Genomic DNA, 20,486 nt, shown 5'->3' with positions numbered 1-20,486 from the left:
GGCCTTCGAGCGGGCGGCGAGCGGGTGCTGGTGCCGTGGGAGCCGACGGGTGCGGCGCCGGCCGCCCCCGACGGACGAGAGGACGGACCCTCCCCATGGCGGACCCCCAGGCCCTGCGCGAGTTGTGGCTCAGGCAGTACCACCCGGCCTCCGACGGCGCGCCCACCCTGGTCTGCTTCCCCTACGCGGGCGGGGCCGCCAGCTACTTCCACCCGCTCTCCGAGGCACTGTCGCCGGGGGTGCGGGTGCTGTCGCTGCAGTACCCGGGCCGCCAGGACCGCCGCGCCGAGCCGGTGCGCACGGACCTGCACGCCCTGGCGGACGAGATCGCGCGGGTGCTGTCCGCCGCCGTGGACGGCCCGGTGGTCTTCTTCGGCCACAGCATGGGCTCCACGCTCGCCTACGAGACGGCGCGGCGGCTGGCGGACGGTCCGGACGGCGAACGCGTCCTCGGGCTGGTGCTGTCGGGGCGCCGCGGCCCGTCCACGGTCCGCCACGAGACGGTCCACCTGCGGGACGACGCCGGGATCCTGGAGGAGGTCGTACGGCTGGACCGCGGCAGCGCCGCCCTCCTCGCCGACCCGGACATCGCCGGGATGGTGCTGCCCGTGCTGCGCGGGGACTACACGGCGGTGGAGACGTACGCGCCCCGGGAAGGGGTACGGCTGCGCTGCCCCGTCAGCGTCCTGACCGGTGACGCCGACCCGCAGGTGACGGCCGAGGAGGCCGGGGCGTGGGCGGGGACCACGGACGGCGCCTTCCGCCTGCGCACCTTCCCGGGCGGCCACTTCTACCTCAACGCGCAGCGGGGTGCGGTGAACGCGGCCCTGGTGGAGGACCTGGCGGCCTTCACCCGGCCGGCGCGCGTCTGACGCCCGGCCCCCTCCCCTCCAGCGGCCCGCCCGGCCCCGCCGGGCGGGCCGATCCCGTCGTTCCGCCGCTCGGGCGGGAAACCGATGGGCCAGTTTTGTTTTACCGGGTTGCCGGGTTGTCGGGAACCCGGATTCCCGGTTTTCCGGGTGATGCCGGCCGGAAATTCGGATGCGCCCGCACGAGGTCGCGCTGTATTGTTTCCCGAGCCGCGCTCCAGTGGAATTCGAGCGGAGTGTGCGGAAACGGGAAAAGGGCTGCCGCGAACCGGCCGGTGACCGGGTCGCGGCAGCCCGCGCGTTCAGGGGTGGAAAGGGTCAGCCGGCCTTGCGGCGGAAGGTCCGGTTCTGGCCGTTGGGTCCGTTGAAGCCCTTGATCTTCAGACGGCCCTCGTGGTGGGCCTGCTGGGAGCGGGAGTTACGGGCCTTGCGCTCCAGAGCCTCGCGGAACTTGGCCTTGCCGTCGGCCTCGGCGGCGTGGTTTTCCGGCGTATCAGTCATGGGTTACCTCCTGGGCTTTTTCTAGAGCACTTTTATTGTGACATCCGAGTGGACGTATGGCGACCCTCTTCCGAAGGAATGGCGCAATTCCTGCGGGAATGGCGCCCGAAGGAAGGGGGGAATCAGGCGGCGTAGGCGGAGAGTTCCGCGGCCAGGGCGGCGTCGACGTTGGCCTTCAGGAGCGTGCCCGTTTCGCCGTGGGATTCGGCGAGGATCTCGCCGCTCGCGTGGATGCGGGCGACCAGGTGGCCCTCGCTGTAGGGGATCAGGACCTCGATCTCCGTCTCGGGGTGCGGGAGTTCGGCCTCGATGCGGGAGAGGAGGGCGGCGACGCCCTCGCCCGTGCGGGCCGAGACGGCGACGGCGCCGGGTTCCGCCTCCAGGAGCCGGGCCAGGGTCTGCGGGTCGGCGGTGTCGGCCTTGTTGACGACGACGACCTCCGGGACGCCCGCGCCGCCGACCTCGCCGATGACGGCGCGGACCGCCTCGATCTGGGCCTCCGGGTCCGGGTGCGAGCCGTCGACCACGTGGAGGATGAGGTCCGCCTCCGCGACCTCCTCCAGCGTCGAGCGGAACGCGTCGACGAGCTGGTGCGGCAGGTGGCGGACGAAGCCCACCGTGTCGGCCAGGGTGTAGGCGCGGCCCGCGGGGGTCTCCGAGCGGCGGACGGTCGGGTCGAGGGTGGCGAACAGCGCGTTCTGGACGTGGACTTCGGCGCCGGTGAGCCGGTTGAGGAGCGAGGACTTGCCCGCGTTGGTGTAGCCGGCGATGGCGACCGAGGGGACCTTGTTGCGGCGGCGCTCCTGGCGCTTGAGGTCGCGGGCGGTCTTCATCTCGTCGATGTCCCGGCGCATCTTGGCCATCTTGTCGCGCAGCCGCCGCCGGTCGGTCTCGATCTTCGTCTCGCCGGGGCCGCGGGTGGCCATGCCGCCACCGCCGGCCCCGCCGCCGCCCATCTGCCGGGACAGGGAGGCGCCCCAGCCGCGCAGGCGCGGCAGCATGTACTGCATCTGTGCGAGCGCCACCTGGGCCTTGCCCTCGCGGGAGGTGGCCCGCTGGGCGAAGATGTCGAGGATCAGGGCGGTCCGGTCGACGACCTTGACCTGGACGAACTCCTCCAGCCGGACGAGCTGCGAGGGGCTCAGCTCGCCGTCGCAGACGACCGTGTCGGCGCCCGTCTCGATGACGATGTCGCGCAGCTCCTTCGCCTTGCCGGAGCCGATGTACGTGGCCGGGTCCGGCTTGTCGCGGCGCTGGATCACCCCGTCGAGGACCAGGGCGCCCGCGGTCTCGGCGAGGGCGGCGAGCTCCGCGAGGGAGCTCTCGGCCTCCGCGACCGTGCCGGAGGTCCAGACGCCGACCAGCACCACGCGCTCCAGGCGGACCTGGCGCTGCTCGACCTCGACGACGTCCCGGAGTTCGGTGGAGAGGGAGGCGACGTGCCGCAGGCCGGTCTCCTCCCGTGCGTCGATGGCCTCGGCCGTGCCGACCGGGCGGGTCGAGGGGGTGGTCGTGGGCTGTTCGTTCGCGGTCATGCGCATCCAATCGGAAGGGGTGGGTGGGAGGTCGGTCACTGGTTGAGGCGGGACGTGAGGCGGAGGTCCGCCGAGGAGGAGCCGACGCTGACGGCGCGCGGGCCGGGGGCGCCGGTCCAGGCGTGGCGTCCGGTGTCCCAGTACTGGAGCTGGCGGGCGTCGACCGGGACGGTGACGCGCTTCTCCTCGCCGGGTTCGAGGGAGACCTTGGTGTAGCCGGCGAGCTTCTTGACGGCCTGCGGCGCGGAGACGAGGGGGCTGGGGCCGAGGTAGACCTGGACGGCCTCCTTGCCGGCGACGGGCCCGCTGTTGCGGACGGTCACGCGGACGGCGGCCCCGGCGGCGGTGCGCTCCACGGCGAGGTCGCGGTAGTCGAACGTGGTGTACGACAGGCCGTGGCCGAAGGGGAAGAGGGGGGTGACGCCCTGCTCGTCGTACCAGCGGTAGCCGGAGTGGATGCCCTCGCTGTACTCCTGCCTGCCGTCGACCCCGGGGAACCGCTTGGGGTTCCCGGCGACGGGGTGGGCGTCCTCGGAGGCGGGGAAGGTCTGGGTGAGCCGGCCGCTGGGGTTGGCGTCCCCGTACAGCAGGGCGGCGGTGGCCTGGGCGCCCTCCTGGCCCGGGTACCACATGTCGAGGACGGCGGCGGTGTCGGCGAGCCACGGCATCAGCACGGAGGAGCCGGTGTTGAGGACGACGACGGTGTTGGGGTTGGCGCGGGCGACGGCGGAGATCAGCGCGTCCTGGCCGTCGGGCAGGGAGAGCGAGGGGCGGTCGTAGCCCTCGGAGCCCTCGTCCTGGGCGAAGACGACGGCGGTCTTGGCGGTGCGGGCGGCGGCGACGGCGCGTTCGAGGTTCTGCGCGGCCTGCTGCGGGGTGACCCAGGTGAGGTCGACGGACAGCGGGCGGTCGGGCCAGGCCCAGCCGCTCATGGACAGCTTGTGGGTGCCCCGGGTGAGGCGGAGGACGACGCTGGTGGTCTCACTGAAGGAGTCGGCGGCGTAGACCGGCTCCTGTCCCTCGACCTGCAGGACGGCGAGGCCGCCGTCGACGCGGACGCCGATGCGGTAGTCGCCGTCGGCGGGGACGGTGAGGGTGCCGTCGTAGAAGGCGCGGTCGCCACCGGGGTCGAGCTGCCTGCCGCCGGTGAAGGCGGGGCTGAGGTTCTCCGCGGGCAGCGGGCTGCCGAGCCGGTCGACGCCGGGCTCGTAGCGGACGGCGGCGCCGGAGCCGGCCCGCTCGCGCAGGGCGTCCAGCGGGGCCTTGGCGGCGTCGGGCACGACGTGGGCGCTGCCCAGGCCGGAGACCTTGGGGCGCAGGGCGCTGTCGCCGATGACGGCGAGGTCGGTGCCGGCCGCGCCGGTGAGCGGCAGGGCCTTGCGTCCGCCGGCGGGCGCGGTGTTGCGCAGCAGGACGGCGCCGTTCTCGGCGACGGCGCGGGCGGTGTCGCGTCCCGCCGCGGCGTCGCGTGCGGGCCGCGGGGCCGCGGGGGCGTCGAGGAGGCCGAAGCGTTCCATCTGGCCGACGATGCGGGTCACCGAGCGGTCCAGTGCGGCCTGCGGGACGGTGCCGTCGGCGATGGCCTTGCGCAGGGAGGAGCCGAGGTACTTGGAGTCCGGGACGGGGTCGGTGGGCTTGCCCATCTCCAGGCCGAGTTCCTGGTCGAGGCCCTTGGTGAGGTCGGCGGTGGCGTGGGTGGCGAGCCAGTCGGACATCACCCAGCCCCGGAAGCCCCACTGTTCGCGCAGGACCTTCTGGAGCAGCTGGTCGTTGCCGCAGGAGTGGGTGCCGTTGACCCCGTTGTAGGCGCACATGACGGCGGCCGCGCCGGCGTCGACGGCGCTGCGGAAGGCGGGGAGTTCGACTTCCTGGAGGGTCTGCTCGTCGATGGCGGCGTCGACGGTGAAGCGGTCGGTCTCCTGGTTGTTGCCCGCGAAGTGCTTGACCGTGGCCATCAGGCCCTGGCTCTGGGTGCCCTTGATCTGGGCGGCGGCGGTGCGCGAGGCGACCAGGGGGTCTTCGCTGAAGGTCTCGAAGTTGCGGCCGCCGTACGGCACCCGGATGGTGTTGACCATCGGGCCGAGGACGACGTCCTGGCCGAGCGCCCGGCCCTCGTGGCCGAGGACCTTGCCGTAGGCGGTGGCGAGGGAGTCGTCGAAGGTCGCGGCGAGGGCCGTGGGGGTGGGCAGGGCGGTGGAGCGGACGCCGTTGAGGCGGACGCCGGCCGGCCCGTCGGAGGCCTGGAGCGGGGGTACGCCCAGGCGGGGCACGCCGGGGAGGTAGCCGACGCCCCGGGCGAGGGGCCCGCCGACGGGGCCGGCCGTCCAGTGGACGAAGGACAGCTTCTCGTCGAGGGTCATCCGCGCGACGAGGGCGCGGACGCGGGGAGTGCCCTCGGTGCGGTCCTCGGTGGCGTCGGCGGGCGCGGCGGTGAGCAGGCCGCCCGTGCACAGGAGGGCCGCGGAGGCGGCGAGGAGGCGGGTGGCGCGGGTGCCGGGGCGCCACCGCCCGCGTATGCGGAGGGTGCGGCGGAGGCGGGGTGTTCGCTCCCCTGACCTGCGGGACGGCATGGGGGGTCTCCTGAGTCTTTCGGCGGTGCGGCGTGCCCCGGAGGGGCGCCGGGGTATGCGTACGTCCACGCTTCCGCAGATCGGCGCCGGGGAGGAGGTCGCCCGGCCACACTCTTCACGGGGCCGCGCCCGGGAGCCCGAACACCGGTCGGGAGCAGGCACGTTGGGTGGCGCGGCGGCGGCCGGCGGACGGCGGGGACGGCCCGGACCGGGTGCGCGGGCGTCCGTCGCCGCCCCCGGGTGGTGGCCCGGCCACCACGCGCGGCGGGCCCGTCGGGCGGTGCGGGGCCGGCCGGGGCGAACGGGGTGACCGGTCGGTAAGTGTGTTTCCGGCCTACCTGTGCCGGATGCCGCCCGGCGGGGAGGGTGGAGGGCATCCCACACCACGACACCACGGACCGCCCCCGCCAGGCTGCCTCGGGGTGCCGACCCCGAGGAGCGTCATGCGAACCGTTCGCCCGGCCCTGGAAGCCGAGAGCCTGTCCCGTGTCCCGCCCTCGGAGGTCCGCGCGCTGCGCACGTCGGTGCTGGGTTCGCTGCGCCGCCGGGACCAGCGGCACAAGGGCGAGCTGTACGTACGGGCCCTGCTGGACACGCCCGGCCGCAAGACGATGCGCAACCTGGCCGCGAGCACCGGCGAACGGGCCGCGGAACAGAGCCTGCACCACTTCATCAGCTCCTCGACCTGGGACTGGTCCCCGCTGCGGGCGGAGCTGACGGCCGGCCTGGAGCGGCTGCTGGCGCCGCGCGCCTGGGTGGTGCGCCCGCTGGTGATCCCGAAGACCGGCCGGCACTCGGTGGGGGTGGGGCGCAGGTTCGTCCCGCAGCTGGGGCAGGTCGTCAACAGCCAGCACGGGTACGGGTTGTGGCTGGCCTCCGGCGCGGCGGCGGCCCCGGTGAACTGGCGGCTGTCGCTGAGCGGGGACTGGCTCGACGACACGGAGCTGCGCCGCCGGGCGGCGATCCCCGACGACTCGGTGGACGCGGGGGCCGCCGGTGCGCCGGAGGCGCTGGCCGTGGACATGGTGGTGGAGGCGGCCGGCTGGACCGGGGCGGCGCTGCCGGTGGTGGCCGATGCCCGGGAGCAGGCCGTACTGCCGCTGGTGGAGTCGTTCTCGCGGGCCGGCCTGCCGTTCCTGATACGGGTCGGGACCGGTACGGGCCTGCTCGCGCCGAACCTGTCGGCCGGGCGCAGCCGGGCCGTGGCGGGGTCGGCGGGCGGGCTGGCGGAGCTGGCGCGGCCGCAGCGGCGGCCGGTGCAGTGGCCGGACCCGGCGCGGCCGGGGCGGGCACAGACCTCGCTGGTGGGGCTGCTGCCCGTACGGCTGCCCGGCGGTCCGGCGGCGGTGCCGCTGACGCTGGTCGGGGTGTGGTCGCCGACGTCCCGGGAGGTGTCGGAGCTGTGGCTGACCAGCCTGACCGGGGCCGGCCGGGGCACGCTGCTGGGGCTGGGCGGGCTGATCGGGCGCGCCGACGCCGACTTCCGCGACACCAGCCTGCCGGTGGGCGCGCTGGACTTCGAGGGGCGGTCCTACAAGGGCTGGCACCGCCACGCAACGCTCGTGTCGCTGGCGCACGCCTCGCGGCTGCTGGAGGCGGGCGCCCACCGGGGCCCCGTCGCCTCGGTCACGTCGATCCCGCTGACGGGGGGACGGCGGGTACGGGGTCGAGTGCGGCGCGCGCCCGGTGCAGCCGCAGCGCGAGCTGGAGTTCCAGTGCCTGGTCGGGATGCTGCCAGTCACGGCCGAGCAGCTGGGTGATGCGTTCCAGGCGGCGCGAGACCGTGTTGGGGTGCACGTAGAGGATCTCGGCGGCCCGGGTGGGGCTGCCGGCGGCGCTGAACCAGCCCTGGAGGGTCTCCACGAGGTTGCCGAAGCGTTCCGCGTCGTGCTCCAGGAGCGGGCCGAGGGTGCGTTCGACGAAGCCGGGGACGTCGTGGTCGTCGGAGAGCAGCAGGCCGAGGAAGCCGAGGTCGCGGTCGTCGGCGGAGCGGCCGGTGGCGCCGAGGGCGGTCAGCGCCTCCAGGCAGCGCACGGCCTGCCGGTAGGAGCGGTGGACGGCCTCGGCGCCCCGCGCGGGTCCGGAGGCGCCGGCGGTCACCGGGGCCCCGGTGACGGCGGCGAGGTCGGCGCGCACCAGCGCGGCGGCCCCGGCCGCGTCCTCGCCGGGCAGCAGCAGGACGACCCGGTCGCCCTGGAGGGTCTTCATGCCCCGGTGGCGGCGGGCGTAGGCGGCGGCCCAGTTCTCGACGAGGCCGGACGCGGGACCGTGTGCGTCGGCAACGACCAGGACGTGCGGGCGCTGGAGCACGGCGGCTAAGGCACGGGCCCGCTCCACGATCCGCTCGGGCGGGGCCTCCCAGGTGGTGAGGTCGGCCAGCAGGTCGTCGCGCACCCGGCCCTCGACGGCGCTGGAGCGCTGGACGACGAGCAGCAGGGCGACGGTACGGGCGTAGGAGAGCAGGACCCGCTCGCCGGGCGTCCCGCCGTCGGCGCCCGGGTGGAACAGGAGGCAGCCGACGTCCTCCGACCGCACCGACAGCGGGAGCACCCAGGTCCCGTCGGACAGCGGGCAGGCCACGCCGGTGGCGGCCGCGTTGAGCCGTACGCGGGCCAGCTCCCCGGGGTCGGGGCGGGGCATCCGGCCGAGTTCGGCGAGCCGTTCGCCGGCCGCGCCGCGCACGGCGAGGCTGCCGCCGAGTTCGGCGGCGGCCCGGGCGAGGAGGGCGTCGAGGCCGATGCCGTCGAGGACCAGCTGGACGAGCTCGTCCTGGACGCTGCCGGCGCGCAGGGCGTCGCCGAGGGAGGCCCGTGCCCGTGAACCCGCCTTCGCCAGTTCGGCGTTGGCGGTGTGGATGCCCTCCAGCAGGCGGGCGCTCTGGATGGCCGTGGCGGCGAGGTCGGCGAGGGAGCGCATCAGCGCGATCTCGTCGGGGGTGAAGTGGTGGATGCCGCGGGAGGCCGCGTACAGGTAGCCGATGTGCCGGTCGTCCGCGCACAGCGGTACGCCGAGCACCGCCTGGAGGGATTCCGCGTGCAGCACCTCGTCCAGGGCGGTGGCGTGGGTGGTGCGGTCGTCGGCGAGGTGGTCGGCGGTCCAGAAGGGGGCGGGCCGCTCCCCCGGGCCGGCCGCCGCCGGCAGGGCGCCGGCGGGGATGCGGTAGCCGACGGTGAGGGCGCTGACGGCGCCGTCGGCGGTGGTGAGGGTGGCGGCGCCGTCCTCGTCGAGGAGGACGGCGGCCGCCAGGTCCATGGTGGTCATGAGCCGGGCCCGGCGGGTGATCAGGCGCAGGGTCGCGTCGAGGCTGCCGGGACGGGTGAGGTCGCGGGCGGCGTCGACGAGCGCGGCGAGTTCGGCCTCGCGCCGGCTGCGCCGCTCGAAGAGCGCGTTGACCTCCAGGGCGAGGCCTCGGGCCCGCTCCGTCCGCTCGACGTGCGGTGCGGGGCCCGAGGTGCGGGCGCGGGCGACGAGTTGGTCGTAGGCGCGGGCGGGTGCCTCGCCCGCGAGGAGTTCGAGCACGCGAAGTGCGCCGTCGTCGGTGTGGGAGTCCTCCCCGGTCACTGTTGCCCCCGATCGGCCGGATCCGTCGATGGCGGGGAAGGTAACTTCCGGTTATAAGGAGCGTCAACCGACCTTTATGGCCTGCATACATGTGGTATCGCAGTGATCCGGCCACCACCCGGGGCTTCCGGACGGGGACCCCGGGGTGCCCGCGCCACCTGGTCCGGGCCCGGGCCCGGACCTACGCTGGACGGTTTGCCCGGGCAACGCCGCGGGGCCCGGCGCACGGCCGGCCGGGGCCCCGGGAGAGGCCGGGAGAGGCCGGGAGAGGCCGGGAGAGGCCGGAGGACGGCCCCGCGGCGGCCGCGGAGTCCGGCGCGGCACGAGCGGTCCTGGCCCCGGCCTCGGCCGGAGCTCCAGGCGTCCGACAGCTCAGGCGCGGACGCCGGCGAACAGGCCGCGGCCCGAGGGGCCGCCCTCCAGGAACTCCACCTCCAGGCCCGCCCGGACGAACGCCCGCTCGTACGCCGCCCGCTCGAAGAGGGTGATGCGGTGGCTCTCGGCGAGGTGCGCGATCTCCTCACCCGGTGCGGCGATCAGGTAGTGCACGTCGATGCGGGTGGCGTCGTCCTCCAGCCGCGAGTGCGAGACCCGCGAGATGGTCTTCCCCTCCGCCTCGACGATCGACGCCCCGACGTACCCGGGGGTGAAGGTCTCCGGGAACCACCACGGCTCCACGACGACCACCCCGCCCGCCGGGTCGAGGTGCGCGGCGAACCGGGCCAGCGCCGCGTCGAGTTCGGCCTGGTCGCGCATGTGGCCGATGGAGCTGAACATGCAGGTGACGGCGGAGTGGGTGGTGCCGAGCGCGAAGTCGCGCATGTCGCCGAGGTGCACGGGCACGTCCGGGTTGCGGCGGACGGCCAGCTCGCGCATGTCCGGGGAGATCTCCACGCCCTCGACGGACGCGAAGAGGGGGGCCAGGTGCTCCAGGTGGAGACCGGTGCCGCAGGCCACGTCCAGGACGCTGCGCGCGCCCGGCACCCGGGAGCCGATCAGGGCGGCGAGGTCGGCGGCCTCGCGGGCGTAGTCCTTGCCCTTGCCCTGGTGGACGAGGTCGTAGAGGCGGGCGATGCCGCCCGCGTAGGCGGTGGTCACGAAGGGTCTCCTTGGCCGGGGTGGGCGGAACCCGGGCGGCGGGCGCGGTGCCGCGCCGCCAGCCGTTCCAGGGTCGGTACGAGTGCGGCGGGGGCCGGCTGCGCGAGGGCCTCCTCGCGCAGCCGGCGGGCCCCGGCGGCGAGCGAGGGGTCGGTGAGGGCCCGGACGACGGCCTCGCGGAGGGTGGCCGCGTCGAGCTTCGCCGGGGGCAGGTCGATGCCCGCGCCCGCCCCGGCGTGCAGTTCGGCCTTGAGCGGGGCGTCCCACAGGGAGCCGACGATGATCTGCGGGACGCCGTGCAGGGTGGCGGTGTAGCCGGTGCCGGCGCCGCCGTGGTGGACGATGGCCGCACAGGTGGGCAGGAGGGCGTCCATGGGGACGAAGTCCACGGCCCGGATGTTGTCGGGAAGGGCGTCGCGGTCCTGGAGCTGGCTCGCGTCGAGGGTGGCGACGATCTCGGCGTCCACGTCGCCGAGGGCGTGCAGGAGCTCCTCGAAGGGGACGGCGTCGCGCCCGTACGTCTCGCGCGCCGACACCCCGAGGGTGACGCAGACCCGGGGCCGGGCGGGCGGTTCGTACAGCCAGTCGGGGACCACCGAGGGCCCGTTGTAGGGCACGAAGCGCATCGGCAGCACCTCGCCGGGCACCGGTATGCGCAGGGCCTCGGGCGCGGGGTCGATGCTCGCCGTGCCTGCGATGACCTCCTCGACCGCGGCGGCGTCGGGGGTGATGCCGAAGCGGCCCAGGGTCCAGGTGAGCCAGTCGGCCATCGGGTCCTCGCGGCGCTCCTCGGGCTGGAGGGCGTGCAGGGCGAGGAACTGGCGGCGGGCGTTCAGGATGACGTCGGGGCCCCACAGCAGGCGGGCGTGGGCCGCGCCGACGACGTGCGCGGCGATCGGGCCGGCGTAGGTGAAGGGTTCCCACAGCACCAGGTCCGGCTGCCAGGCCCGGGCCAGTGCGACGGTGTCGTCGATGGTCGTGTCGCCGTTCAGCGGCGCGAACGACATGGCCGTCATCATGGTCTGCTGGCCGAGGGCGTGCTCCCAGCCGAGCGGCCCGCCGCGGGTCTGCGCGAAGTCCAGGCCCTGCTGGTAGGGGGTGGGGTCGCCGCCGATCTGCGTCATCAGCTCCACGATGGAGTCGAGGTCGCCGACGGGCGCGGCCGTCAGCCCCGACCCGTTGATCACGTCGGTGAGCGCGGGCTGGCTGGCCACCCGTACCTCGTGTCCGGCGGCGCGCAGCGCCCAGGCCAGCGGCACCAGGTTGTAGTAGTGCGTGTTGTGCGCGAAGCACGTGATCAGGACGCGCATGGCATCCGCTCTCCCTACGGTCGGGGCGGGGTTCAGGAGTGGGGAAGGTCGGGGAGCTCAGGGGCGGGCGCCTCCGGCGGCGACCGGCTGGCGCGCCGGGGCCCGCAGGACGGGCGAGCGCAGCCGGGTCACCGGGTCGCCGTCGGCGCGAAGGCCCGGGTGGGTCTCGGCGAGGGTGCGCAGGGCGGCCCGCGCGACGGCCTTGACCAGGTGCGCGGACAGCCCGAAGTGCAGGTCGGGCGAGAGGCCGAAGGGCGGGGCGTCCCGCGGGGCCCGCGGGTCGCGGTTGACGGCGGCGACGAGCAGCGTGACGCGGGCCCCGACGGGGAGTTCGGTGCCGGCGAGGGTGACGGGAGTGCGCACGACGCGGGACTCCAGCCGGACGGGCGGCGCCGTGCGCAGGGTGTGCTCGACGACCTCCCCGGCCCGGTCGGGGTCCTCGGCCAGCCGCTGCCAGCCGCCGGGCTCGTCGAGCAGGAGGCGGACGGCGTTGGCGATGAGGACGGCCGTGGCTTCGGCCGCGCTGAGGGCCATGATCTTGGCGGCGCGGACGGTGTCGGCGGTGGACTCGTACAGGGCCTCCGTCAGGAGCCCCACCATGGCGGTCTCGGCGGCCTCGGCGGCCAGCGCCGTGGCGTGGGTCTGCGGGCACAGCAGGCCGTCGAGGGCGTGGCGGCAGTCGGGCAGGAGACGGGAGAACCGCTCGTGGGCGGCCTCGGGCAGGCCGAGCTGTTCGGCGAGGACCGGGCCGGTCAGCCGGCGGGCGAAGTCCTCGGCGAGGTCGAAGCGGTCGCCGAGCGCGGCCAGGACCGTACGGGCCCAGGTGGCGGTCCGCTTCTCCACGGACGCGGCGTCGTCCGCCCACAGCAGACCGCCGCCGAAGGCGGTGAGCGCGGCGAGCGGCGCCGCGGAGGCGCGGTCGAGGGTGAGGACGGCGCTGCGGAAGGGGAGCGGGTCCCCGCCGGGGACGTCGGCGACGGGGCCGGGGCCGTCGAAGGCGGGGTTGTCGACGACCTCCTGGGCCACGGCCCGGTCGGCGGTGACCCAGGTGTCCAGCAGGGTGCTGTGGTGGAGCGGGCCGAGGGCGCGGACGGCCTCCTCGGCGGCGGTCGGCTCTCCGGTGCCGGCGCGCAGGACCAGGCCGTACGGGTCGGCTTCGATGCCGGCGAACCAGTGCGCTGCCCGGGTGAGTTGGTTCCTGCGGGCCCGGCGGGCCATGTCCCGTCCGCGGTCCTCGGTCAGCAGCTCGGAGGTCATGTTTCTCCTCGTCATCGGTTGCAGCCGGGCAGTGCGTCCAGCCAGGCGTCGACGGCGCGGGCCGTGGCCGGGGCGTGCTCGGTCATCATCGTGAAGTGGTTGCCGGGGACGTCGGTGACGGTGTGGGCGGCGTCCCAGACGGATCGCCAGTCCTCGCGGGGGTCGGTCCACGCGGCCATGGGTTCTCCGGCGCGCAGGTGCAGGACCGGGGCGCGGGTGGGCTCCGGAGTCCAGTCGAGGAGGATTCGGTGATAGGCACCCATGGCGGTGAGCCGGGTGTCGTCGAGGGGTACGGGCGAGCGGTCCATCGCCCAGCGCAGCATGACATCCCGCCAGACGCCCATGGCGCCGGGCGCGCTGGGGGTGTAGATGTCGGCGAGGACGAGGGCGGCCGGGCCGGGGCCCTGCCGCTCCAGGTGGCGGGCGAGGGCGTGGGCGGCGTTGGCGCCGGCGGAGTGCCCGATCAGGGCGTACGGGCGCCCCTGCGCGAGCCGCTCCACGGTCGCGGCGTGCGCGGCGCAGAGCGCCTCCAGCGAGTCCGGCAGCGGCTCCCCGTCCCGGAACCCGGGCTGGGCGAGCGCGACGACGTCCCGGCGTCCGGCGAGGGCCCCGGCGAACGCGGAGAACTCCAGGGGGCCGGACACGGCGGCGGTTCCGGCGACGCCGATGAGCAGGAGCGGCCCGTCCTGGGCGTCCGGCGCGGCTTGCGCGAGGTGGACCGGGGGGAGCGGGTGGGGGCGGCCGGCGGTGAAGACGGGGCGGAGGGCGGCCACGGCGGCCAGCGCGTCGACCGCCCGGTCGACCCGGCCCTCCCCCACCGCGTCGCGGTACAGCGCGGTGAGCGTGCCCCCGTCGGCCCGGCGGTCTCCGGCCGGTGCGGCGGATCCGGCCGGGACGGCGGGGTGTCCGGGGTCCTGGAGGAGCTCCAGGAGGTGGTCGGCGAGCGCGGCGGGGGTGTCGTGGTCGAACAGGGCCTCGGGGGCGGGTTCGAGCCCGGTGGCGGCGGCGAGGCGGCGGCGGAGCCGGGTGACGGCCAGCGAGTCGAAGCCGATGAGCAGGAAGCGGGCGTCGGGCTCGACCTCGTCGCCGTGCCCGTAGCCGAGCACGGCGGCGGCCTCCGCCCGTACCAGTCCGAGCAGGGCCTCCCGCCGGGCCTGCGGCCCCATCGCGGCCAGGCGCGGGCCGAGGCCGTCCGGTCCACCGGGTTCGGGGGTGTGGGCGTCTCCCGGGGTGAGGAGGGGGGTGAGGAGGGGGCTGGGGCGGTACGACGTGAAGGAGTCCGCGAAGCGCGGCCAGTCCGTGTCGGTGACCGTCAGCGCGGGGGTTCCGTCGGCGACGGCGGCGAAGAGCTCGTCCAGGGCGGCCTCCGGGGCCATCGGGCGGACGCCCCGGCGCAGCAGGTACGCGCCGCCCTCCCCCTCGCCCATGCCGTCGCCGCCCCACAGGCCCCACGCCACGGAGGTGGCGGGCAGGCCGTCCGCGTGGCGGCACAGGGCCAGCGCGTCGAGGCCGGCGTTGGCGGCGGCGTACGCGCACTGGCCGGCGCTGCCCCAGACGCCCGCGCCCGAGGAGTAGAGGACGAACGCGTCGAGGCCGAGCGGGCGGGTGAGTTCGTCCAGGTGGCGGGCGCCGGCCAGCTTGCCGGCGTAGACCTCCGCGAAGTCGTCGGGGCCGGACCCGGTCAGCGGGCTGACCTGCGGGACGCCCGCCGCGTGGAACACGGCGGTGAGCGGGGCGTCGGCGGGGACCTCCGCGAGCAGGGCGGCGACCGCCTCCCGGTCCGCGAGGTCGCGGGCGGCGAAGGTCACCTTGGCGCCCAGCGCGAGCAGTTCGCCCTCCAGGGCCTCCGCGCCGGGGGCCTGCCGGCCGCGCCGCCCGACGAGCAGCAGGTGCGCGGCCCCCTCCGCGGCGAGCCGCCGCGCGAGGTGCCCGCCGAGGGCCCCGGTCCCCCCGGTGACCAGGACGGTCCCCCGGGGCCGGTAGCGCCCGGGCGCGGACCCGGAGCCGGATCGCGCGCCCGTTGTCGGGCCGGAGGCGGGTGCCGGAGCGGGGACCGGTTCGAGGCGGCGGCCGTACGTGTGGCCGTCGCGTACGGCCACCTGGTCCTCGGGGCCGCCGAGGGCGGTGGCGAGGAGCGTCCAGGACGCGGCGTCCGCCGTCCCGGGCAGGTCGACGAGGCCGCCCCACCGGGCGGGGAGTTCGAGGGCCGCGACCCTGCCGAGGCCCCACAGCTGGGCGCCCGCCGGCCGGGGCCGCTCGCCGGGGGCGGCGGCGACGGCTCCGCGGGTCGCGCACCACAGGCGAGCGGGTACGGCCCGCTCCTCCAGGGCCTGGACGAGGGCCAGGGTGGCCCGGACCCCGGCCGGGACGGAGCCGTGGCCCGGCCCCTCCCGTTCGTCGGCGCCGAGGAGGGAGAGGACTCCGCCGACGGTGTGGGCGCCGGCGGCGTCCAGCAGTGCGGCCAGTGCCGTGCGGTCGGCGGTGCCGGCGTCGACGGCCACCCGGCGGACGTCCGCGCCGAGCGCGGTCAGGGCGCGCTCGGCGGCGTCGCCGTCGCCGGAGGTGAGGTCCTGGGCGGACTCGACCAGCAGCCAGGTCCCGGCCGGCCGCGCCCCGTCCGCCGGTCGCACCGGCTGCCAGGCGACGCGGTAGCGCCGGGTTCCCCCGTCCGCCGGAACCATTCGACCGCCCGGGTCTCCCGGAGCCTGCGCGGCCGTCGTGCCCGCCGGGTCCGCGAGGGCGTTCGTGCCCGGCGCGGCGGCCGCCGACCGGCCGCGCGGGGTCGGGGCGATCCAGAAGCGGCGGTGCTGCCAGGCGTAGACGGGCAGCGGGGCCGGGTGGGCGCCCGCGCCGTCGAAGAGGCGGGCGCGGTCCAGTGCGGCGCCGCGCGCGGCGGCGACGGCCACGGCGCCCAGCAGGGTCTCGGCCGCGGGCCGGCCCCGGCGCAGGGCGGGCACCGCCACGTGCGCGTCCGAGGCCAGGACCTCCTCCGCCATGGCGGACAGGACGGCGTCGGGCCCGAGCTCGACGAAGGTGACGGCCCCCAGGTCGTGGGCGGCGGTGCGCACCCCGTCGGCGAAGCGGACCGCGGAGCGGACGTGCGCGGCCCAGTAGGCGCCGGTGCGCAGGTCGTCGCCGGTGGCGCGCAGGCCCGTGACGTTGGAGACGACGGGGATGCGCGGGGCGCGGTGGGTGAGGCGGTCGGCGAGGGCCCGGAACTCCTCCAGCATCGGTTCCATGAGCGGGGAGTGGAAGGCGTGGCTGACGGTGAGCCGCCTGGTCTTGCGGCCCTGCTCCGCCAGCCGGGCGCCGATCGCCGCGACGGCCTCCTCGGTGCCGGAGACGACCACGGCGCGGGGCCCGTTGACGGCGGCGACGTCGGCGTCGGGGTGTGCGGCGAGCAGCGCCCGCACCTCGTCCTCGCCGGCGCGCACGGAGAGCATCGCGCCCCCGGCGGGCAGGGCCTGCATCAGCCGGCCCCGGGCGGCGACGAGGGCGCAGGCGTCGTCGAGGTCGAGCACGCCGGCCGCGTGGGCGGCGGCGATCTCCCCGACGGAGTGCCCGAGGAGGACGTCGGGCCGCACGCCCCAGTGCTCCAGCAGCCGGAACAGCGCCACCTCCACCGCGAACAGGGCGGCCTGCGCGTACTGGGTGCGGTGCAGCAGCTCCTCCTCCGGGCTGCCGGGCGCGGCGTCGAGGACGGCCGCGAGGGGCCGGTCGAGGTGGGGGTCGAGGCGTTCGGCGACGGCGTCCAGCGCGGCGGCGAACACCGGGTGCGCGGCGCGCAGTTCGCGGGCCATGCCGGGGCGCTGGCTGCCCTGCCCGGTGAACAGGAACGCGGTCTTCGCGTCCCGGCGCCGCACGCCCCGCACCACCGCCGTGGAGGGGGTCCCGTCGGCGAGGGCGTCGAGGCCGCGGGCGAGCTCGGCGTAGGTGGTCCCGAGGACGACGGCCCGGTGCTCGAATGCGGTACGGGTCGCGGCGAGCGCGTAGCCGATGCCGAGGGCGTCGGGCGCGGCGCCGGCGAGGTGTTCCCGCAGCCGCCGCGCCTGCGCGACCAGCGCGGCCTCGGACCGCCCGGAGACGAACCACGGCACGACGGGCATCCCCACGGCACCGTCCGCGACCGGGGCGACGTCGGCGGCGACCGCGACGGGCGCGGCAACCGGGGCAGGCGCGGCGACCGGGGCAGGCGCGGCCTTCGCGACGGGCGCGGCGACCACAGCGGGCGCGGCGTTCGCGGACGGGGGCCGGGGGGCCTCCTCCAGGATGAGGTGGGCGTTCGTGCCGGCCACGCCGAACGCGGAGACGGCCGCCCGGCGGGTGCGGGGGCCGGCGGGCCACTCGACCGGGGCGGTGAGCAGGCGGACGCCGCCCGCGGACCAGTCGACGTGCGGGGTGGGGCGGTCGGCGTGGAGGGTCTTGGGCAGCAGGCCGTGCCGCAGGGCCTGGATGGTCTTGATGACCCCGCCCACCCCGGCGGCCGCCTGGGAGTGCCCGATGTTCGACTTGAGGGAGCCGAGCCGCAGCGGGCGGTCCGGCGCCCGGTCCTCGCCGTAGACGGCCAGGAGGGCCTGGGCCTCGATCGGGTCGCCGAGCCGGGTGCCCGTGCCGTGCGCCTCGACGGCGTCGACGTCGTGCGGCTCCAGGCCGGCGTCGGCGAGGGCCCGGCGGATGACCCGCTGCTGCGAGGGGCCGTTGGGTGCGGTGAGACCGTTGCTGGCGCCGTCCTGGTTGACCGCCGAGCCCCGGATCACCGCCAGGACCGTCCGCCCCGCGCGGACGGCGTCGGAGAGCCGCTCCAGGACGAGGACGCCGACGCCCTCGGCCCAGCCGGTGCCGTCCGCGTCGGCGGAGAAGGCCTTGCAGCGGCCGTCGGCCGCCAGCCCCTTCTGCCGGGAGAACTCGACGAACGCGGCCGCGTCCGGCATGACGGCGACGCCGCCCGCGAGGGCGAGGGCGCTCTCGCCGCGCCGCAGCGCCGCCACCGCGAGGTGCAGGGCGACGAGCGAGGAGGAACAGGCCGTCTCCACCGTCATGGAGGGGCCTTCGAGGCCGAGGGCGTAGGAGATCCGGCCGGACATCACGGCGTCCGCGCTGCCCGTCAGGAGGTAGCCCTCGGAACCCTCCGGCACCGTGTCCGGGTCCGTCGCGTAGGAGCCGTGCGCGGCGCCCACGTACACGCCCGTCCCGCTGCCGCGCAGGGAGCGCGGGTCGATGCCGGTGCGCTCCAGGGCCTCCCAGGAGGTCTCCAGCAGCAGCCGCTGCTGGGGGTCCATGACGACGGCCTCGCGCGGGGAGATCCCGAAGAACGCGGCGTCGAAGTCGGCCGCGCCCGCGAGGAACCCGCCCCGGTCGCAGTACGTGGTGCCCTGCGACTCGGGGTCCGGGTCGTAGAGCCCGTCCAGGTCCCAGCCCCGGTCCCGGGGGAACGGCGCGATGGCGTCCCGTCCGGCGGCGACGAGGTCCCAGAGCTCCTCGGGCGAGTCGGCGCCGGGGTAGCGGCAGGCCATGCCGACCACCGCGACGGGTTCGTGCGCGGCCGCGGCCAGGTCCCGGTTGAGCCTGCGGAGGCGCTCGCTCTCCTTCAGCGAGGTGCGGAGCGCCTCCATGAGCTTTTCGGAGGACATGGCCATCGGTGGGTCCCTCTCTGGGTACGGCGGGCGGACGGTGGGGGGCGGGGGCCGGGGGTTGGTCAGGCGGCGGGGTCCCGCAGGGCCAGGGCGACCAGCGCGTCCTCGTCGAGGTCGTCGATGGCGTCGAGGTCGTCGTCGACGACGACGCCGGCCGGGCCGGGGGCGTCCGGGCCGCCGGTGCCGGCTCCGCCCCGCGCCCCATCGAACGTGCTTCCGCCTGAGCCCCGCTCGGGCGGCGCCGCGAGGGCGAGGAGGGTGTCCAGCAGCCCGGACTCCCGCAGCACGGCGAGCGGTACGGCCGCCAGGGCGGCCCGGATCCGCGCCTCGTCGGGGTCCCCGCCGGACCCGGATCCCGGGAGGCCGGCCTCGAGGAGTTCGAGCAGGTGCCCGGCGACCGCGGCGGGCGTCGGGTGGTCGAAGACCAGCGTCGGGGGCAGCTTGCGGCCCGCGGCGGCGCTGAGCCGCTGCGCCAGCTCGCCGGCCGTGAGGGAGCTGAACCCGATGTCCCGGAAGGCCCCTTCGGGGTCGACGTCCTCCGGTCCGGCGTGGCCGAGTACCGCCGCCACCGCGCGGCGCACCCGGTCGAGGACGATCTCGGACCGCTCGGCCGGTCCGGCGGCCGCGAGCAGGCCGGGCAGGCCGTCGTCGGCCGGGTCCGCGCCGCCGCCGGCCGTGCCCGTGGCCTCGCGCACGCCGGGCAGGCCGCCGATGAGCGGGCTGGGCCGGAAGGTGGTGAACCCCTTGGCGAACAGCGGCCAGTCCACGTCGGCGAGGGCCACGCACACGTCCTCGCGGTCGAGGGCCCGGCCGAGGGCCGCCACGGCCAGGTCGGGATCCATGGTGCGCAGGCCCCGGCTGCTGAGGAACTCCTCGCCGGCGCCCTCGCCCATGCCGCCGCCGCCCCACAGGCCCCAGGCGACGGAGGTGGCGGGCAGGCCCTCGGCGCGGCGCCGTTCGGCGAGGGCGTCCAGGGCGGCGTTGGCGGCCCCGTAGGCGCTCTGGCCGCCGCTGCCCCAGACCCCGGCGCCGGAGGCGTAGAGCACGAACGCGTCGAGCTCCAGGCCCCGGGCGCGGGTGAGTTCGTCCAGGTGGCGGGCGCCGGTGACCTTGCCCGCGTACACGTCGGCGAAGGAGCCGGTGCCGGTGTCGAGGAAGGCCTCGGAGTGCGGGACGCCGGCGGTGTGGAAGACGGCGGTGGGCGGGTGGGCGTCCAGGAGGGCGGCGAGCGCTTCCCGGTCGGAGACGTCGCAGGCGGCCAGGGTCACCTCGGCGCCCAGGGCGCGCAGTTCGCCGGCCAGCGCGTCCGCGCCGGGCGCGCCGGGGCCGCGGCGGCCGGTGAGGACGAGGTGCGCGGCGCCGTTGCGGGCGAGCCAGCGGGCGACGTGCGCGCCGAGCGCCCCGGTGCCGCCGGTGACCAGGACGGTTCCGCGCGGGGTGTACGCACGGCGGGCGGGCGTACCGGCGGCGGGGACGAGCCGGCGCCCGTACGTCCCGGAGGGCCGCACGGCGACCTGGTCCTCGCCCGGGAGGGCGGCGGGGTCGGCGAGGAGGGGGACGAGCCGCTGCCAGGCGCGGTCGTCGGGGTTCTCGGGGAGGTCGACGAGGCCGCCCCACAGGGTGGGCAGCTCCAGCGCGATGCCGCGCCCGAGGCCCCAGACCTGGGCCCCTTCCGACCGGGGCACCTCGCCCGGGGAGACGGCCACCGCGCCCCGGGTGACGGTCCACAGGCGGCCGGTGAGTCCCGCGTCGGCGGCGGCCTGCGCGAGCAGGGCGGTGCCGACGGCGGCGAGGGGCAGGTCGGGGTGGGCGGGGTGCGGGAGTCCGGCGGTCCCGAGGAGGGAGAGCACCCGGGCGTGGCCGCTGTACGGGGCGAGGTCGGCGGCCAGTCCGGCACGGGTGGCGGTGGCCGCGTCGACGGTGAGCCGGTCGGCGCCGACGCCGTGACGGGCGAGGGCGGCCTCGGCCGCGTCGGCGAGGGCGGTGTCCGTCCCGGCGGGGACCACCAGCAGTACGGGCCCGGCCGGCGTCGAGCCGGCACCGGTCCCGGGGAGGGTCTTCCAGGTGGTGCGGTAGCGCCACCCGTCGATCCCGTCCGGCCCGGCGGCCGGGGCGGCTGAGGGGGCGGAGGGCTCCAGCCAGTGGTGCTCGC

The 20,486-nt window shown here is 76.6% G+C and carries 10 protein-coding genes and 1 pseudogene; 2 read left to right on the top strand and 9 right to left on the bottom strand.

Going from position 1 to position 20,486, the window contains the following annotated elements:
* Nucleotides 1-95: 95 nt before the first annotated feature.
* Nucleotides 96-872: an alpha/beta fold hydrolase gene (locus AB0469_RS32550; RefSeq protein ID WP_366455078.1), complete on the top strand. Its 777-nt coding sequence runs from the start codon at nucleotides 96-98 to the stop codon at nucleotides 870-872.
* 315 nt (nucleotides 873-1,187) lie between these two features.
* Here AB0469_RS32550 and AB0469_RS32545 read toward each other — a convergent pair whose 3' ends face one another.
* The 3 genes from AB0469_RS32545 to AB0469_RS32535 all read right to left on the bottom strand — a co-directional run bounded on the left by AB0469_RS32545 (nucleotide 1,188) and on the right by AB0469_RS32535 (nucleotide 5,475).
* Nucleotides 1,188-1,370: a DUF5302 domain-containing protein gene (locus AB0469_RS32545; protein ID WP_366455077.1), complete on the bottom strand. Its 183-nt coding sequence runs from the start codon at nucleotides 1,368-1,370 to the stop codon at nucleotides 1,188-1,190.
* 122 nt (nucleotides 1,371-1,492) lie between these two features.
* Entirely contained in the window at nucleotides 1,493-2,905 is a 1,413-nt protein-coding gene (gene hflX, locus AB0469_RS32540; protein ID WP_366455076.1) for a GTPase HflX, read from the bottom strand.
* Nucleotides 2,906-2,940: 35 nt separating this feature from the next.
* The gene (locus tag AB0469_RS32535; protein ID WP_366455075.1) at nucleotides 2,941-5,475 is read right to left on the bottom strand and encodes a glycoside hydrolase family 3 C-terminal domain-containing protein; all 2,535 of its coding nucleotides are present in this window, start codon (nucleotides 5,473-5,475) and stop codon (nucleotides 2,941-2,943) included.
* 347 nt (nucleotides 5,476-5,822) lie between these two features.
* On the opposite strand from AB0469_RS32535, the pseudogene AB0469_RS32530 reads away from it, so the two are divergent.
* Nucleotides 5,823-6,740, top strand: a pseudogene (locus tag AB0469_RS32530) (transposase); the annotation flags it as partial.
* A 361-nt stretch (nucleotides 6,741-7,101) separates the two neighbouring features.
* On the opposite strand, the gene AB0469_RS32525 reads toward AB0469_RS32530, so the two are convergent.
* From AB0469_RS32525 to AB0469_RS32500, 6 genes are all read right to left on the bottom strand, one after another.
* Nucleotides 7,102-9,036 carry a helix-turn-helix domain-containing protein gene (locus AB0469_RS32525; protein ID WP_366455074.1) on the bottom strand — a complete coding sequence of 645 codons (1,935 nt, stop codon included), beginning with the start codon at nucleotides 9,034-9,036 and terminating at the stop codon, nucleotides 7,102-7,104.
* 372 nt (nucleotides 9,037-9,408) lie between these two features.
* On the bottom strand, nucleotides 9,409-10,134 hold the full coding sequence (locus tag AB0469_RS32520) for a class I SAM-dependent methyltransferase (RefSeq protein WP_366455073.1): 726 nt from the start codon (nucleotides 10,132-10,134) through the stop codon (nucleotides 9,409-9,411).
* The gene (locus AB0469_RS32515) at nucleotides 10,131-11,444 is read right to left on the bottom strand and encodes an activator-dependent family glycosyltransferase (protein ID WP_366455072.1); all 1,314 of its coding nucleotides are present in this window, start codon (nucleotides 11,442-11,444) and stop codon (nucleotides 10,131-10,133) included. Before AB0469_RS32515 ends, AB0469_RS32520 begins: the two co-directional genes overlap by 4 nt.
* Nucleotides 11,445-11,501: 57 nt before the next feature.
* Entirely contained in the window at nucleotides 11,502-12,701 is a 1,200-nt protein-coding gene (locus tag AB0469_RS32510) for a hypothetical protein (RefSeq protein ID WP_366455070.1), read from the bottom strand.
* An 11-nt stretch (nucleotides 12,702-12,712) separates the two neighbouring features.
* Nucleotides 12,713-18,331 (bottom strand): type I polyketide synthase, encoded by a 5,619-nt coding sequence (locus tag AB0469_RS32505; RefSeq protein ID WP_366455069.1) that lies wholly within the window; start codon nucleotides 18,329-18,331, stop codon nucleotides 12,713-12,715.
* 65 nt (nucleotides 18,332-18,396) lie between these two features.
* Nucleotides 18,397-20,486: beta-ketoacyl reductase (locus tag AB0469_RS32500; RefSeq protein WP_366455068.1), on the bottom strand; the 2,090-nt coding region annotated here is incomplete at its 5' end.

This window comes from Streptomyces sp. NPDC093801 (assembly GCF_040701585.1).
Classification (GTDB): domain Bacteria; phylum Actinomycetota; class Actinomycetes; order Streptomycetales; family Streptomycetaceae; genus Streptomyces.
This window is presented reverse-complemented; position numbering and strand designations above follow the sequence as displayed.

Excerpts from the sequence above, each read along its gene's own strand:
- AB0469_RS32550 (WP_366455078.1), top strand. The coding sequence starts at position 96 with ATGGCGGACCCCCAGGCCCTGCGCGAGTTGTGGCTCAGGCAGTACCAC.
- AB0469_RS32545 (WP_366455077.1), bottom strand. The coding sequence starts at position 1,370 with ATGACTGATACGCCGGAAAACCACGCCGCCGAGGCCGACGGCAAGGCC.
- hflX (WP_366455076.1), bottom strand. The coding sequence starts at position 2,905 with ATGACCGCGAACGAACAGCCCACGACCACCCCCTCGACCCGCCCGGTC.
- AB0469_RS32535 (WP_366455075.1), bottom strand. The coding sequence starts at position 5,475 with ATGCCGTCCCGCAGGTCAGGGGAGCGAACACCCCGCCTCCGCCGCACC.
- AB0469_RS32515 (WP_366455072.1), bottom strand. The coding sequence starts at position 11,444 with ATGCGCGTCCTGATCACGTGCTTCGCGCACAACACGCACTACTACAAC.
- AB0469_RS32510 (WP_366455070.1), bottom strand. The coding sequence starts at position 12,701 with ATGACCTCCGAGCTGCTGACCGAGGACCGCGGACGGGACATGGCCCGC.
- AB0469_RS32505 (WP_366455069.1), bottom strand. The coding sequence starts at position 18,331 with ATGTCCTCCGAAAAGCTCATGGAGGCGCTCCGCACCTCGCTGAAGGAG.